Origin of the sequence: Paenibacillus sp. CH40 (assembly GCF_024213605.1) — a bacterium.
Lineage (GTDB): Bacteria > Bacillota > Bacilli > Paenibacillales > Paenibacillaceae > Paenibacillus > Paenibacillus polymyxa_B.
On record NZ_JANAVQ010000001.1, the window covers coordinates 435073 to 450874 of the forward strand.

At 45.8% G+C, this 15802-nt stretch carries 14 protein-coding genes; 12 read left to right on the forward strand and 2 right to left on the reverse strand.

The window, feature by feature from the left end; genetic code table 11:
- The first annotated feature begins 108 nt into the window (after nucleotides 1-108).
- The 3 genes from NLX73_RS01925 (at nucleotide 109) to holA (ending at nucleotide 3359) form a co-directional block, all read left to right on the forward strand.
- Nucleotides 109-657 carry an RNA polymerase sigma factor gene (locus NLX73_RS01925; RefSeq protein WP_013311184.1) on the forward strand — a complete coding sequence of 183 codons (549 nt, stop codon included), beginning with the start codon at nucleotides 109-111 and terminating at the stop codon, nucleotides 655-657.
- Nucleotides 654-2114 (forward strand): zf-HC2 domain-containing protein, encoded by a 1461-nt coding sequence (locus tag NLX73_RS01930; protein ID WP_254325234.1) that lies wholly within the window; start codon nucleotides 654-656, stop codon nucleotides 2112-2114. Before NLX73_RS01925 ends, NLX73_RS01930 begins: the two co-directional genes overlap by 4 nt.
- Before the next feature lie 213 nt (nucleotides 2115-2327).
- Entirely contained in the window at nucleotides 2328-3359 is a 1032-nt protein-coding gene (gene holA / locus NLX73_RS01935) for a DNA polymerase III subunit delta (RefSeq protein WP_254325235.1), read from the forward strand.
- Nucleotides 3360-3501: 142 nt separating this feature from the next.
- Here the strand turns inward: holA and rpsT are convergent, their stop codons facing one another.
- Nucleotides 3502-3774, reverse strand: coding sequence for a 30S ribosomal protein S20 (gene rpsT, locus NLX73_RS01940; RefSeq protein ID WP_013311181.1), 273 nt, complete (start codon nucleotides 3772-3774; stop codon nucleotides 3502-3504).
- Between the two features lie 198 nt (nucleotides 3775-3972).
- Here rpsT and gpr point away from each other — a divergent pair, with 198 nt between their 5' ends.
- The 6 genes from gpr to NLX73_RS01970 all read left to right on the forward strand — a co-directional run bounded on the left by gpr (nucleotide 3973) and on the right by NLX73_RS01970 (nucleotide 11113).
- Nucleotides 3973-4974, forward strand: coding sequence for a GPR endopeptidase (gene gpr / locus NLX73_RS01945; RefSeq protein WP_039272306.1), 1002 nt, complete (start codon nucleotides 3973-3975; stop codon nucleotides 4972-4974).
- Between the two features lie 223 nt (nucleotides 4975-5197).
- Nucleotides 5198-6457, forward strand: a complete 1260-nt coding sequence (locus tag NLX73_RS01950) for a stage II sporulation protein P (RefSeq protein ID WP_254325236.1) — start codon at nucleotides 5198-5200, stop codon at nucleotides 6455-6457.
- Nucleotides 6458-6484: 27 nt separating this feature from the next.
- On the forward strand, nucleotides 6485-6997 hold the full coding sequence (locus NLX73_RS01955) for a hypothetical protein (RefSeq protein ID WP_254325237.1): 513 nt from the start codon (nucleotides 6485-6487) through the stop codon (nucleotides 6995-6997).
- A gap of 71 nt (nucleotides 6998-7068) precedes the next feature.
- Complete coding sequence (gene lepA, locus NLX73_RS01960) at nucleotides 7069-8883, forward strand: translation elongation factor 4 (protein WP_029515362.1); 1815 nt, start codon at nucleotides 7069-7071, stop codon at nucleotides 8881-8883.
- 408 nt (nucleotides 8884-9291) lie between these two features.
- The gene (gene hemW / locus NLX73_RS01965; protein ID WP_039272303.1) at nucleotides 9292-10479 is read left to right on the forward strand and encodes a radical SAM family heme chaperone HemW; all 1188 of its coding nucleotides are present in this window, start codon (nucleotides 9292-9294) and stop codon (nucleotides 10477-10479) included.
- 157 nt (nucleotides 10480-10636) lie between these two features.
- Nucleotides 10637-11113 carry an N-acetyltransferase gene (locus NLX73_RS01970; RefSeq protein ID WP_013311174.1) on the forward strand — a complete coding sequence of 159 codons (477 nt, stop codon included), beginning with the start codon at nucleotides 10637-10639 and terminating at the stop codon, nucleotides 11111-11113.
- An 83-nt stretch (nucleotides 11114-11196) separates the two neighbouring features.
- On the opposite strand, the gene NLX73_RS01975 is transcribed toward NLX73_RS01970, so the two are convergent.
- On the reverse strand, nucleotides 11197-11763 hold the full coding sequence (locus tag NLX73_RS01975; RefSeq protein ID WP_254325238.1) for a hypothetical protein: 567 nt from the start codon (nucleotides 11761-11763) through the stop codon (nucleotides 11197-11199).
- A gap of 327 nt (nucleotides 11764-12090) precedes the next feature.
- Here NLX73_RS01975 and hrcA point away from each other — a divergent pair, with 327 nt between their 5' ends.
- The 3 genes from hrcA to dnaK all read left to right on the forward strand — a co-directional run bounded on the left by hrcA (nucleotide 12091) and on the right by dnaK (nucleotide 15749).
- Complete coding sequence (gene hrcA, locus NLX73_RS01980; RefSeq protein ID WP_013372178.1) at nucleotides 12091-13122, forward strand: heat-inducible transcriptional repressor HrcA; 1032 nt, start codon at nucleotides 12091-12093, stop codon at nucleotides 13120-13122.
- A gap of 122 nt (nucleotides 13123-13244) precedes the next feature.
- Nucleotides 13245-13817: a nucleotide exchange factor GrpE gene (grpE, locus tag NLX73_RS01985; RefSeq protein ID WP_013311172.1), complete on the forward strand. Its 573-nt coding sequence runs from the start codon at nucleotides 13245-13247 to the stop codon at nucleotides 13815-13817.
- 87 nt (nucleotides 13818-13904) lie between these two features.
- Nucleotides 13905-15749, forward strand: a complete 1845-nt coding sequence (dnaK, locus tag NLX73_RS01990) for a molecular chaperone DnaK (protein WP_013311171.1) — start codon at nucleotides 13905-13907, stop codon at nucleotides 15747-15749.
- The last annotated feature ends 53 nt before the right edge of the window (nucleotides 15750-15802 follow it).

The window sequence follows — 15802 nt, forward strand, 5'->3', positions numbered from 1 at the left end:
TGGTATAATTTTTTTTGTTAAAAAAATAAAATTAGTGTCAGACGTCTATCCTGCAACAATTTGCAAAATGGATACGTCTGTAATATTGCAGGGAGAGGGGGATCCTTTGTGGTAGAGCAGGGACTCATTCGAGCCGCTCAATCGGGCGATCGCGACGCTCTCATTACCCTATTAAGAGAGATAGAACAGCATGTGTACCGTACGGCATATTACATTCTAAACAATGAGCAGGACGCCATGGATGCTTCACAAGAAGCCCTCATACGGATCTATTCCAAAATTAACTCTTATGAGGAAAAAGCGCAGTTTAAAACCTGGGTCCAACGCATTGTAACGAATATATGCATCGACAAATTCAGAAGAACGAAGCCCTCGGTTTCCATTGACGAGCACGACATGATATTCAACGATCCCCAAAACGTGGAGGTCGAGGTGTTGACCTCTTATATGGCACAGGATGTTCGTGAGGCTATACAACAACTTCCGGAGCACCACCGGACGGTAATTGTCTTAAGATATCTGCAGGATTTTTCCTATAACGAGATTGCAGATTCTCTGGATTTGCCGCTAAATACGGTCAAGTCATACTTATATCGTGCAAGACAGCAATTGCAAGGGCTACTTCAGGAATATCAGAAAGGTGGTGTATCAGGATGAAGTGTGGGGAAGAGGTGATGGATTGGATGCAGCGTTATGTGGATCATGAGCTGGGCGAAGAAGAAACGTCCCAATTAATGAACCATATTGCGACTTGCCCGGACTGTGCGGAAAAATTTCTTATTCTTCAGACACTCTCTCGCGAGCTGGAGGAATTGCCTGCGGTTTCCCCGGCGTTCAGCCTGGTGGATTCCATCATGCCTCAGCTTGATGCCATTGACCGCGCACGTGAAGAGCAGGGAAGTGCGCTTCAGGAAATGCAGCCTGTGGCTGTAGAGCCTGGACCAGTGCCTAGACAGCGTACCCAGCCTACACCTTGGTGGAATCGAATGGCTGGGCGCGCTGCTATGGGCGTGGCTGCCGCTGCTGTTGTGCTGGGGATTGTAGTATTTAACTTCGAGCCTAAAACAGTGCAGGATGCGGAAGGCATACTTACAACCCAGTCGCCCGAAGTGACGAATCCGCAAAATCAGACGGAAATTACAGATATAGCCAATGGCAGTGAAGGCCGTGATGCAGCCATTGGTTCGGATTCTACACAGCAGCTGTCAGAGCAGGGGCAAGGAACGGATGCATCTCAGCCACCTGCGGATAAAGAACCTGACCTGAGCAAACAAGGTGCAACCAATGCAGACGATGAAAAGAACTCTTCCAAACGGGATGCTGGGAAACGTGACGATCAGCGAGCTGGGGAGGAAGATTCGACGAAGTCTGCACCAGCTGAACGTTCTTCTCGTCAGGAGGAAGGGCAGGGACAGCTACGTACGGATCGTCAGATGACAAAGGAAAATCCGTCTGCTGCAGATGCTTCTAAATCTGAGGACAAACAGTTAAGTCAGGAAAAATCTGATCAACCCACGATTGCTTCTGATGAACAGTTAGAACCGAAAATGGAAAAAGCGCCCCTAGCGGGTACGGGTACGGCTCAGGACGGTAATAACGATAGCACGAGTACGAATGATTCATCTTCGTCGCTTAGTCAGGAATTGAAGGTGCAGGAGCGGATTGCGTCAAACGAAACGTCGAAAGACACGACTTCCAAAAGCATCACTAAGGATTCGGGGAATGCCTTGGGAACGGATAGCAGCAATGCAGCTTCTAATGATCAGCAATCATCCGTGTCACAAGACCCGGTTCGTAAAGAAGGCTTTGTATCTAATTCACTGGTCTCTCCAGACAACGATAATGCTTCCAGCTATAGTGCCCAATCCGCATCTACAGATCAGCTCAACTCGCCTGATGGTAGCTATGCGGTGGCTATTGAGGGCAAAAAGCTGAAAGTGTATAAGCTTTCCGATAACGGTGTAGACCGAACAACCCTGGAAGTCCGTACTTTAAAAGGTGCCTGGGTCAAAGGAAGCTGGTCAGAAGACAGCCAGACCTTTATGTATGAGACGGAGCAGGATGGGACAGCAAGTAAATATACGTACACCGTCCCGCGCAGCACTGGAAAATAGTTTCCGTAAGTTGACACACTTTTAAAAACAGAGAATAAACTATATGAACCGACGTCGTATCCCGACGGCCGAAAGTTTCTAGAGCTTTCTGCTGCCGTGTTGATATAGATGGTGGTGAAGGGATCCTGCCTATAGGCAGGGTCCCTTCGTTTGTATCACGACTTGCCTTCCGTTCGGATGTCGGGTACGATCAGTGGGTGGGGGGAACGGAAAATGGATGTAAAAACAGCCTCTAAGGCTATTCGCAAAGGCGACATTTCGCCAGTGTATTTGCTATACGGCAGTGAAAAATATCAAATGAAGCAGTTTGTTGAGATGCTTAAAGAGAAAGTGGTGGAAGAGGAGCATCGTGACTTCGCCATCATTCCTTATGATTTAACCGAAACGCCCATTGAGGTGGTCGTGGAGGAGGCGGAAACAGCGCCTTTTCTGGTACCAAAGAAGCTGATTATTGTACGGGATACCAGTGTATTTGCAGCAGGCAAAGATAGCGGTAAGATAGAGCACCGGCTTGAGACGCTGTTGACTTATATGGATAACCCGACTGACTATAGCGTCATCGTTTTTACGGTTCAGGCTGAAAAGTTGGATGAACGGAAAAAGATTGTCAAAAAACTGAAAAGTGATGCTTCGGTTATTGCTTTTGCTCCAATGGGTGGAGATGATCTTGTGGCTTGGATTCATAAGCGTGCAGGAGAAAGAGAAGTGCAATTGGCTGCAGGAGCTGCTGAAAGCCTCATTCAATTCACAGGTACCGGGCTGCAATCCTTGGCTGCTGAGATAGACAAGCTCTGCTTGTACGCAGGAGCACAGGGAACCATCTCATCCGCTGATATAGAATCCCTGGTGCCTCGTAACACAGAGCAAAACGTATTTGCGATGGTTGAGGATCTGGCTAATTTGCGGCTGGATAAGGCACTCAGTATTTTCTATGAGTTGCTTAAGCAAAAAGAGGAACCGATCAAGATTGCCGCTTTGATCACGCGCCAGTTCCGTATTATGTTGCAGGTCAAAGAGCTGGTAGGTCAAAGCTATTCCCAGCAACAAATTGCGAGTCAGCTTAGTTTGCATCCTTATGGGGTGAAAGTTGCAGGAGACCAAGCGCGGAGGTTTCGCCCTGAGCAGCTGCGTCAGCTTCTCTACGAATTGGGCGAGCTGGATTATCATATGAAAACAGGTGTCGTTGACAAGGTACTGGGACTAGAACTATTTTTGATGAAAATGGGTGCGGGGGCTTCAATCTAATTCCCCCCATATGCTGTTATAGAGTCAGCTAATGTATCGTGAAAAGCTGACTCTATAAATTAATAAAAGTTATAAACTAAAAAAACCTGATCAGCCAAGGCTGGTCAGGTTTTTTTCATTAACGTATGAAAGTAGCTCTTGCTTACGCTTGAGCTGTAAGAGCGTTAAGTTTTTTCGCCAAGCGGGATTTCTTGCGAGCAGCTGCATTTTTGTGGATCAGACCTTTAGTTACAGCCTTGTCCAGCTTTTGGGAAGCTACTTTGAAAGCAGCAGCAGCAGTTTCAGCTTCGTTACCTACCAACGCTGTATCGGCAGCTTTTACTGCTGTACGAAGCGCAGATTTTTGGGAAGCGTTCAACGCACGGCGTTTGTCGCTAGTTTTAACGCGTTTGATAGCGGATTTGATGTTTGGCATTACATTCACCTCCTGTAAAGGCATTACTTATGAACACAAACGTTTCACAACTTAAAATATTTTAGCATGCCACACCTCAAATTGCAATAAGAAAACATTCTGAGGCGATGCGAATTACAGGATGAAAATGGATGTGCATAAACCTGTTGGGTGTCTCGCACACTATAGTCAAAGATGGTATCCAAGGAGGCTTAAAAGATGGATCTGGATTTGCAGAAGTATGCGGTACGCACGGATTTGGCATTAGAGGCAAGAGAACTGGCCGAACGGGATCAGCCTGTACCTCTGGCGGGCATAAGTGAGAACGTGGAGGAAGATAACGGAATCAAAATCACACGGCTGGATGTACTGAATGAAGAAGGAGCCAACCGTATTGGGCGGGTACAAGGACATTACGTCACGCTAGAAGTACCCGGCCTGCGTGAAGGCGACACGGGGCTCCAGCAACGTGTCGCTATTGCATTTGCAAAAGAAATGGAGCATTTTATACAAAAAATAGGAATCTCTAATACGGCAAAGGTACTGGTGGTAGGTCTGGGCAACTGGAACGTCACTCCCGATTCGCTGGGTCCGCTTGTCGTTGAAAATTTAATGGTGACTCGTCAATTTTTTGAACTGACACCTGATCAAATCAACCCGGGCTATCGAGATGTGAGCGCAATTGCACCGGGCGTCCTGGGTATTACGGGGATCGAGTCCAGTGAAATTGTTCAAGGCATCGTGGATCGCACAAAGCCAGAACTGATTATTGCCATTGATGCTCTGGCGTCACGTTCACTGGAGCGCGTCAACACGACCATTCAGGTGGCCGATATCGGGATACATCCAGGTTCAGGTATTGGCAACAAGCGGCGCGGTATCACCAAGGATATTATGGGCGTTCCGTGTATCGCTATCGGCGTACCAACCGTATGCTACGCTTCGACCATTGTCAATAACGTAATTGAACTGATGAAAACACATTTTACCAAAGAAAAGGCTTCTACAAAAGCAATCCTGGGGATGTTGGACGATATTTCAGAACCTGAGAGACTTGGGCTTGTGAGAGAGGTCCTACAACCGCTGGGGCATGATCTGATTGTGACTCCTAAAGAGATCGATGAATTTATTGAAGATATCGCGAACATTATTGCTACTGGATTGAACGCTGCTCTGCACGAAGCTGTTGATCCTGGCAATGTCGCCGCCTATACGCATTAATAAAGGGTTGGTAAAATCGTATTTCATACACAAAAGTCTCTATTTAACAGGAATCTAATCTCTTTCAAAAAGGGAGGTGATATATCTGTAGTAGAGATTTTTTGTGTTCTAGCAATTGTTCTCCGTTCATAGAGTTGAAGTATAAGAGATTTCCGTAGCAGATAGGAACCCTATGTTCCTAAATAAAGTGGGTTTCGACGGGACGAAGGAGGACAAGGCTCACATGAAAAAAATTCAGACCTGGAACGTCGGAAGATGGAGAAGAAAAGGTATCGAAATTTTGGCGATGGGACATACGCTTGTGCTGCTGATCATGGGCTCGGCGCTTTTATTTGTCGTTTTGGGGCTAGGGGGATTGGCAGAAAATCGTCTACAAACCTCTCCTGTTTCTTCCATGAAAGGATTGGCAGGATCGGTGTCTAGTGGTTTTTTTGCGGATATGCTAGGTATGGAAGTACCTCACTTGGCACAAAAGAAGCAGCAATCTTCGTTGTCGGGTGAACAATGGTCGCCTTTTGTTTTTCAGATGCTTACAGGTATTAATCCGCAGGATCCCAAAAGTCTCATTTCTCGTGAGATTCCTGGCATGTCTGCAGGAGCACCTGTCTTGCTGCGCAAGGGTTCGGGGAACACCAAGGTAGAGGGTCCTACGGACTATCAGCCTGATCAGGGGACGACGGATGCCCCTGGTGGCTCAGATGCATCTGAGAATCCACCGACTACTACGCCGGATATTCCGACAACACCGGAAACAGACCCGGTACGTGAGGATCATCCAGGTGATACAGCCAAAGGGGACAAGCGTATATTAATCTACCATTCTCATCCCAGAGAAGCATATAACCCACTACTCAGCAAAACCAGTTCCAATCCTAATTCAGGTTCTAAATCAGCCAATGTGTCAAGGGTAGGGGACTTTGTAAAGAAGAGACTGGAAAAGCAAGGGATATCCACGTTGCATGTAAACAAGGATTATGCCACTACAGTTCAAAATTACAATTGGAACTACTCCTATAAATATTCACGCGAAACAGTCAAGGAAGCTTTAGCTGGAAATAAAGGTTTAACTTATCTGCTTGATATCCATCGAGATTCACAACGTCACGGAAAAACAACAGCAACCATTAATGGGCTTTCATATGCCAAGGTATATTTTATTATCGGGCATGACAACAAAAATTGGCGCGAGAATGAAGCTTTTGCTGCTCGTATTCATGAAAAGCTGGAAAAATCGTATCACGGCGTATCACGTGGTGTATGGGGGAAAGATGGTGGCAAAGGCAATAACGGTGAGTACAATCAAAGCTTGTCTTCCCACAGTATTTTGATCGAAATTGGGGGTATTGACAACACCGAGGAGGAGTTAAAACGTACCTCGGACGTTTTGGCAGACATGATTGGTGAAGTGTATTGGGAAGATCAGAAAGCTCAGAAAGCGGGCACTAACGTATCGGATACAAAAAAGAGCAACAGCGGCAATTAAATGAGGTAGCGGTAAGGGGGAAGGGTAATGTCTGGACATTTTCGTAAGAAAGCACTTGGATTTGTACTGCTCATGGGGGCAGGCATTCTACTCGGTATGCAACTGGCAGGATCTGGCCTGCGTTCAGTGTATGGACCGGAATGGAACGGGGATACGTTTCAATCGGTAAATCAACAGAAAGTCGGATATGAACAGACGGTTATTGAGGATACACCCGCAGTTAACACTCGTGCATATAGCGGTACGTATAGCACAAGTGGAAATGTTAAGGTTGAGCCGACAACGGGAGTGGGTATAAACGAAGCTAGTGGAAGGGAAGAAAATGAGGAACAGACGGAGCACGGGGCATCCAGGTGGTATTCGACGACTGCGCAGCATGTCAATACTCAGGGCCTGGAGACACCGCGTGAACTGCTGGCCGTCAAGGAACAGCAAGCCTCGGTGGATACCATGGCAGACAAAACAGCTGGGTTGCTTCAAAACCTGTCGAGACAGGGCATTCGATGGGTCGTATCTGTATTTGATGGAGTAACAGAATAGAAATATTGCTGACCCCCCTTACAACTGCTATAATAAGCTGATTGACACTAGGCATTGTGTGGGGGTAAGGCATGACTGACATTTTGGCAAGACAACGTAAAATTCGGAACTTTAGTATCATTGCACATATAGACCATGGTAAATCCACGCTGGCTGACCGGATTTTAGAATATACCGGTGCACTCACTTCTCGTGAAATGCAGGAGCAAGTGCTTGACCAGATGGAGTTGGAACGGGAGCGCGGAATTACGATCAAGCTCCAGGCAGTGCGACTCACTTATAAGGCCGATGACGGCGAAGAGTACATTTTGAATTTGATTGATACACCGGGACACGTCGATTTTACGTATGAGGTATCCCGTAGTTTGGCAGCCTGTGAAGGTGCTTTGCTGGTAGTAGACGCCGCGCAGGGAATCGAGGCACAGACGTTGGCTAACGTATATTTGGCGTTGGATAACAATCTGGAGATTTTGCCGGTGCTTAACAAGATTGATTTGCCAAGTGCTGATCCTGAGCGGGTAAAACAGGAAATCGAGGATGTTATCGGCTTGGATACAAGCGAGACCGTACATGCTTCAGCCAAAGCTGGAATCGGTATCAAGGAAATTTTGGAGCAGGTAGTCAGAAGTGTGCCTGCTCCACAAGGTAATCCGGATAATCCGCTCAAGGCACTCATTTTCGATTCGCACTATGATCCTTATAAAGGCGTTATCGTATATGTTCGCGTCGTGGATGGTAGTATCCGAGCCGGTTCGAAAATTAAAATGATGGCGACTGACAAAACGTTTGAGGTTATTGAAGTTGGTGCTTTTATGCCGCGTATGAACATCGTGGACGAGCTGAATATCGGTGATGTTGGCTTTATCGTTGCCGGAATTAAGCATGTAGGCGATACGCGTGTCGGGGATACCGTGACAGATGCAAAAAATCCAACATTAGAACCGATGCCAGGTTATCGCAAAATAAATCCGATGGTTTATTGCGGTCTGTATCCAATCGAAACATCGGAGTATAACGATCTGCGTGAGGCGCTTGAAAAGCTACAGTTGAACGATGCTTCGCTCAGTTTTGAGCCAGAAACATCAAGCGCGTTGGGCTTTGGCTTCCGTTGCGGATTCCTTGGTCTGCTTCATATGGACGTTATCCAGGAGCGGATTGAACGTGAATTTAACATTCCGCTGATTACAACAGCACCAAGCGTTATTTACCGCATAAAGTTGACGAATGGGGAAACGATCCAGATCGACAACCCATCGAATTATCCGGAAATCGGACGGATTGAACATGTGGAAGAGCCCTATGTAAAAGCAGGTATTATCGTCCCTAATGATTACGTAGGTACGGTGATGGAGCTTTGTCAAACCAAGCGTGGAGAATACGTAAATATGGAATACCTGGATACGACACGGGTAACCATTACGTATCAAATTCCGCTGTCTGAAATCGTATATGATTTCTTCGATCAGCTTAAATCAAGTACCAAAGGCTATGCTTCCTTTGATTATGAGATTTCAGGCTATCGCCAGTCCAACCTGGTGAAAATGGATATTTTGTTGAATGGCGAGCAGGTCGATGCGCTGTCGTTCATCGTGCATAGAGATCGGGCTTATCATCGCGGACGTATTATCTGTGAGAAGCTGCGCGAGCTCATCCCGCGTCAAATGTTCGAGGTGCCGATCCAGGCATCTGTGGGAACAAAGGTTGTGGCGCGTGAAACCGTTAAGGCGATGCGTAAAAACGTCTTGGCCAAATGCTACGGCGGCGATATTTCTCGTAAACGGAAGCTGCTTGAAAAGCAAAAAGAGGGCAAGAAGCGTATGAAGCAGGTCGGTAACGTAGAAGTACCACAGGAAGCATTTATGGCGGTACTGAAAATAGATGAGTAAAGCTGCTTGAAGTATTCGTCCATTCTTTCATGGGGCATTTGCCGTGCATGGAGAATGGACGTTATTTATTTGAGCAAGCTATCCAGAGATGGAGTGTTTGTTATCTCAGTTGCAAAAATAGTATAACAACAGCATCTTTAGCGTATTTCTAAAGATGCTTTACTCTTACTGCAACACCTACACCACAAAAAAATGACCGATGGTGGTAGGCAGCAGCGGAGTGGATGGAATCGTTCTGAAGAAGCGTTAGCGTTCGCCTTTATCCCCGGATTTTACCCTATTAAGTTTATTTAGAAAGAAAAAATCCGGGGGTAACAGCGATCGGAAGAATGATCCATCCACGGAGCGTTCTCCCCCTCTTCGCCATTTTTTCAATCACCACACTCTGAATTGACAAGGAGGATCGGTATGACCGCATCCATACAAAAACATGAACATTCATCCGCCCCTCAAGCGGTTTACCTGCATATACCTTTTTGCACGAATAAATGCTTTTACTGTGATTTCAACTCTTATGTGCTCAAGGATCAACCTGTTATGGAATATCTGTATGCACTGGAACGAGAAATGGAACATACAGTCAAGCTTCACCCGCCAGGAGAGATTAAAACCATTTTTGTCGGGGGTGGAACACCAACAACCCTAAACCCGAAGGAAATGGAATATTTTCTGAAGAGTGTCCGAACCTATTTCCCACATTGGGCGGAAGATATTGAGTTTTCCATGGAAGCCAATCCAGGCACCACTGATTTTGAAAAACTCTCTGTGATGAAAGAAGGCGGCGTCAATCGACTGAGCTTTGGTGTACAGGCTTTTCAGAATGAGCTACTCACAGGCATAGGTCGTATTCACAGTACAGATGACGTATATCGTAGTTTGGAAAACGCCCGTAAGGTCGGCTTGGACAACCTGTCGATTGACCTGATGTTTGGTTTGCCGAATCAAACGGTGGACATGCTGCATGAAAGTGTGAGTAGAGCACTAGAGCTGGAGCTTCCTCATTACTCTATCTACAGCCTGAAGGTTGAAGAAAACACGCTCTTCCACACGCTGTATCAGAAAAATCAGCTACCGCTTCCACACGAGGATGATGAACTGGAAATGTATTTACTTCTCATGCGTCGCATGAAAGAAGCGGGTTATGAGCAGTATGAGATTAGCAATTTCGCAAAACCAGGTTTGGGGAGCAAGCACAACATGACCTATTGGCGAAATGAAGACTATTACGGTCTCGGCGCAGGGGCACATGGATATGTTGGCAGAGAGCGACATATGAACATTAAGGGTATTAACCCTTATGTGGAGGCTAGTCGTAATGGTTTGCCACGTCTGGATAGCTTTGAGGTGCCAGCGGCGGAAGCTATGGAGGATTTTCTTATGGTCGGTTTGAGAATGCTAGAGGGCGTTTCTAAGTCCCGCTTTGAAGCTCAATTCGGTCAGGCGTTGGAGGATACATTTACTGCTCCTCTCGGAAAAATGCTCAATGCCGGGTTAATCGAATCCATTGAGGACGGTTATCGTTTGAGTGAACGCGGCATTTTATTCGGAAATGATGTATTTGCAGAGTTCATCGGTTCTATCACGGTAAATTCATAAGTCGTAGGCTTCAGTACAGTACGTTTCAACTTTATAAGCTGGGACGATCATTTTATAACACCATTCTGTCACAGCAGGGTAAATGGAGTATTGCGATTCTATGCGTTATGTTGTATATTTATTCATTATATGCGGCAAGCGGCAGGAGGAGAGCAAGATGGCTTCAGTGTGTAAAGATGTATTGTGCAGAAGTGCGGTTCCTGAGGATGTGGAGCCTTTATATCAAATGATTAGCGGCTATGCAGAGCGGGGGATTATGCTGCCACGTTCGAGGGAAGTGCTTACGCGCCAACTGGAGCTGTTTATTGTTGCAGAGGTGGACGGCGAAGTTGTTGGTTGTGGTTCTTTATGCAAATTGGGCGCTGATCTGGTAGAGATTCGCTCCCTTGGCATCTCTGAGGGACATAAAGGTATGGGTATTGGCTCCAAGCTCGTGGAGGGCCTTATTATAGAAGCACGGCGGCAACGTATTCCTAAAATTATGGCATTGACCTACGAGGTCTCCTTTTTTATAAAAAACGGTTTTGATGTAGTAAGCAAAGAGATTTTCCCTGAAAAGGTATGGACCGACTGCATTCACTGTAGTAAACAAAACAATTGTGATGAAATCGCAGTGTTGAAAGTACTGAACTGACCTGTCAATAATGAGGTCAGTTCTTTTTTTCATCAGGACTTAATCATGCGTATATTATACAGCCTACATTGTTTAATCCTGATTCATTTCTCATATGTTTTGAGCAACCACCAAATGAATTGATGATGAGGATCCAGTTCGGAAGGTATTCCATTCAGGCTTCTTATGGGATGGTCCTTATGATAATCAGTATCATTATAAAAGTATGCAGTGCCGTCTAATGGAACTCGGTGTTTATATTTATACAAGGCGACAACATATCTTTCAGACTCTCCGCTTCTGCTTGGACTATATGTATATCCTCCCCAATCGGCTAGTGTTAAATCATCGTAATGTTGTATTGCCGATATACTGTATTTTATTTGCTTGGGAATACTTGGACTGAATTCTTGAGGGTAAAACAAAATGGTATTCCATATGCTTAAAAGTATTGTAGGAACCAAGATTAAGGTACAACACAGGGGGCTTAATTTACGAATTAAATGGATGACTGAAATAATAAGGGCTGCATTCAGGATGAATACCAATGGCAAAGCAACTATTCTTCCTAGTCCTGTATACGGAAACAACTCAATTAAAATCTGAAACATACAAATTGTAGGTAAAAGTGCGATCGATGCGTATAAAAGATTGCGGCGATTAGTTTTCAAATTTAATTCCTCCTCAAGGACAAAGAAGCTATAATGGTATGGAGACATAGTCTCGAATTTTTCTATTTTCTGTGTCACTATACATAAATACGGTTTTTATGCGCTGGATATTGAGATTTTTCGTGAAAAAGTGTAAACGTTGTGGATTCATTCCAGTAAACTAAACTGTTGTGATAAATCTTGTTTATTGAAAATACTGAACTGACTTGACAATGATCAGGTCGGTTTGGTATTTTTGTATTAACGGTTAGCACTCATCGCGAACGAGTGCTAATGATTCCATTTAACAATCATGCTATTATGGATAAACAACAAGGGGGGATTCGCTTGTTAACCGAACGTCAGAGACTCATTCTGAATGCGATTATTGATGACTACATTCGTTCGGCTGAGCCAGTGGGTTCCCGCAGCATATCCAAAAGGCAGGATGTCGGATTCAGCCCGGCCACGATCCGTAATGAAATGTCGGATTTGGAGGAACAGGGCTATCTGGAGCAACCCCATACTTCTGCGGGACGCATCCCGTCTCATAAAGGCTACCGCTATTATGTGGACCATCTGGTGCCACTGAATACACTGAAGCCTATGGAAATGCGGGAACTGAAAGCCTTTTACGCCGAAAAGCTGAATGTAATGGAGCAAGTGATCCAGCATGCGTCAGGCATTTTGTCCCATATGACCAATTATACTTCCATCCTGCTTGGGCCGGAGGTTTTTCATACTTCATTGCGTCATTTTCAGCTGCTGCCGCTCAACGAAACGACGGCTGTGGCGATAATCGTGACCAATACCGGTCAGGTGGAGAATAAAACGGTAGATATTCCACCGGGAATTTCAATTTCCGAGATGGAGAAGGTTGTGAATTTACTGAACAGCAAGCTGGTCGGTGTGCCGATTTATCAGCTTAAATCACGCCTATACACCGCACTTGGTCAGGAGATGGAGAAGCATGTGTCTCATTTTGAGGACGCTATGAAGGTGCTGGATAAAGCACTGGATAATGAATCGGATCAGCGCTTGTATTTGAGCGGTGCGACGAACATGCTCAATCAACCTGAATTTAAAGATGTAGAAAAGGTTAAACATATTCTCGATCTGCTGGAGGAAACACCAACGCTACTTAAACTAATGACACCTGTTGCCGGAGCACCTGAAATTCAAGTCCGCATCGGCACTGAAAATGATCATGAGGCGTTTGCCAATTGTAGCCTAATTACTGCTACGTATGCAGTAGACGGAGAAGCGTTGGGCACTATAGGCATACTGGGTCCGACACGGATGGAATATGCGAGAGTTATTAATATTTTGGGTATCCTGTCTAAGGATTTGACCGCAATGCTAACGCAGCGGTTTAAATAGAACAAGACCGCATAGGTTGCGGTACTACATGTTCCGCGCGGGGATACGGTTTGTATCCTGCGCGGGTGCATTGTTGCGTGTTTTTGTAGAAGGTAGTTATGACTTGAAGGAGGTGAAACATTTTGAAGGAAGAACAAGCGTTCCAAGAAGAAAAACAACAAAATGTAAGCACAGAGGAAGCCGCCGAAACGAGCCAGCAGGAAGAGCCGGTTAATGAAGCGGCGGCACTGGAAGACCAAGAAAGCGAAACAGAGCTCACTAAGCTTCGCGCTCAGGCGGAAGAGCATCAGCAACGGTTTTTACGCGCTCAGGCGGATTTTGATAATTTTCGCCGTCGTACGCTGAAAGAAAAAGAAGACCTTGCCAAATATGCATCTATGAAGCTGGTTACCGAGTTGGTGCCTGTTTTGGATAACTTCGAGCGTGCGCTGGCAACAGCACCGCAAGGAGCGGAGTCTGAGTCATTCAGCAAAGGCGTGGAAATGATTTTCCGTCAGTTTGAGAGTGTGCTTCAGGCAGAGGGAGTAACGGCCATGAATTCAGTGGGACAACCGTTTAATCCTGATTTCCATCAGGCTATTATGCAGGTAGAGAGCGAAGAGCATGAGGAAGGCATCGTCGTTGAAGAGGTACAAAAAGGATACATGCTGAAGGACAAGGTGCTTCGTCCAGCGATGGTAAAAGTGAGCATGTAGCTTTTTCAATATACATTAGAAATACATCATTTTGATTCAACCATTCTGGCCTGAGGGCCTCGTATATACAGAAGGAGGAATTGTCCGATGAGCAAAGTAATCGGTATTGACTTAGGTACAACCAACTCTTGTGTGGCTGTTATGGAGGGCGGCGAAGCGGTCGTTATTCCAAATCCGGAAGGCGCACGCACAACCCCTTCCGTTGTTGGTTTCAAAAAAGATGGAGAACGTACTGTAGGGGAAACGGCAAAACGCCAAGCAATTACGAACCCAGATCGTACAATCATGTCCATCAAGCGTCACATGGGTACAAATCATAAAGAAAGCATTGACGGCAAGGAATATTCCGCACAGGAAATTTCCGCTATGATTTTGCAAAAGCTGAAATCCGATGCTGAAGCTTACCTGGGACAAACGGTTTCTCAAGCTGTTATCACTGTTCCAGCTTACTTCAATGACGGTCAACGTCAAGCAACCAAAGATGCAGGTAAAATTGCCGGTCTGGAAGTTCTGCGGATTGTCAATGAGCCAACAGCAGCTGCATTGGCATACGGTATGGAAAAATCCGAAGACCAAACGATCCTCGTGTATGACCTGGGTGGTGGTACATTTGACGTATCCATTCTGGAACTGGGCGACGGTTTCTTCGAAGTTAAAGCAACAAGCGGCGATAACAAGCTGGGTGGCGATGACTTTGACCAAGTGATTATTGATTACCTCGTAAATGAGTTCAAAAAAGATCAAGGCATTGACCTGAGCAAAGATAAAGCTGCTGTACAACGTCTGAAAGATGCAGCGGAAAAAGCGAAAAAAGAACTGTCTGGCGTACTGACAACGACGATTTCTTTGCCGTTTATCACAGTAGCTGATGGCGTTCCACAGCATTTGGAGTTGAACCTGACTCGTGCGAAATTTGAAGAATTGTCTGAAGGTCTGGTAGAACGTACTTTGGGACCTACTCGTCAAGCGATGAAAGATGCAGGCATGAGTGCCAGCGACATCGACAAAATCGTTCTGGTCGGTGGTTCCACACGTATTCCGGCTGTACAAGAAGCAATCAAAAAGCTGACAGGTAAAGAGCCTCACAAAGGCGTAAACCCTGATGAAGTGGTAGCTTTGGGCGCGGCAGTTCAAGCGGGTGTACTGACTGGTGATGTGAAAGACGTCGTTCTCCTTGACGTAACTCCACTGTCCCTCGGTATTGAAACCGCAGGTGGCGTATTTACTAAAATGATTGATCGTAACACGACGATCCCTACGAGCAAATCGCAGGTGTTCTCGACGTATGCCGACAATCAGCCTAGCGTAGAAATTCACGTGTTGCAAGGTGAACGTGAAATGGCAGCAGGCAACAAAACGTTGGGTCGTTTCCAATTGGGAGATATCCCTCCAGCACCACGTGGTGTACCACAAATCGAAGTTACCTTTGATCTGGATGCGAACGGTATCGTGAACGTATCCGCTACAGATAAAGGCACAGGCAAAAGCCAAAAAATTACGATCACATCTTCCAGCGGCTTGAGCGATGAGGAAGTAGAACGTATGATGAAGGATGCCGAGTTGCATGCGGAAGAAGATAAAAAACGCAAAGATTTGGTAGAAGCGAAAAACGCTGCGGATCAACTGATCTACTCTGTAGACAAAACGATTAAAGATCTGGGCGAAAAAGCGGATGCAGGCGAAGTCGAAAAAGCAAATGCAGCTAAAGAAAATCTGCAAAAAACGCTGGAAACCGACAACCTGGAAGACATCAAAAAAGCTACTGAAGAACTGACTGAAATCGTTCAGCAATTGTCTGTGAAGCTGTATGAGCAAGCTGCTCAAGAAGCACAGGCTCAACAAGCTCAAGATGGCGCAGCAGACAGCAAAGGCCGCGACAATGTGGTTGACGCGGACTATGAAGTTGTTGACGAAGACCAGAAGAAAGACTAAGTTACGGATCGGGTAGTGGTAGCTTTACGGTACACCGATGCGTTATGATATAC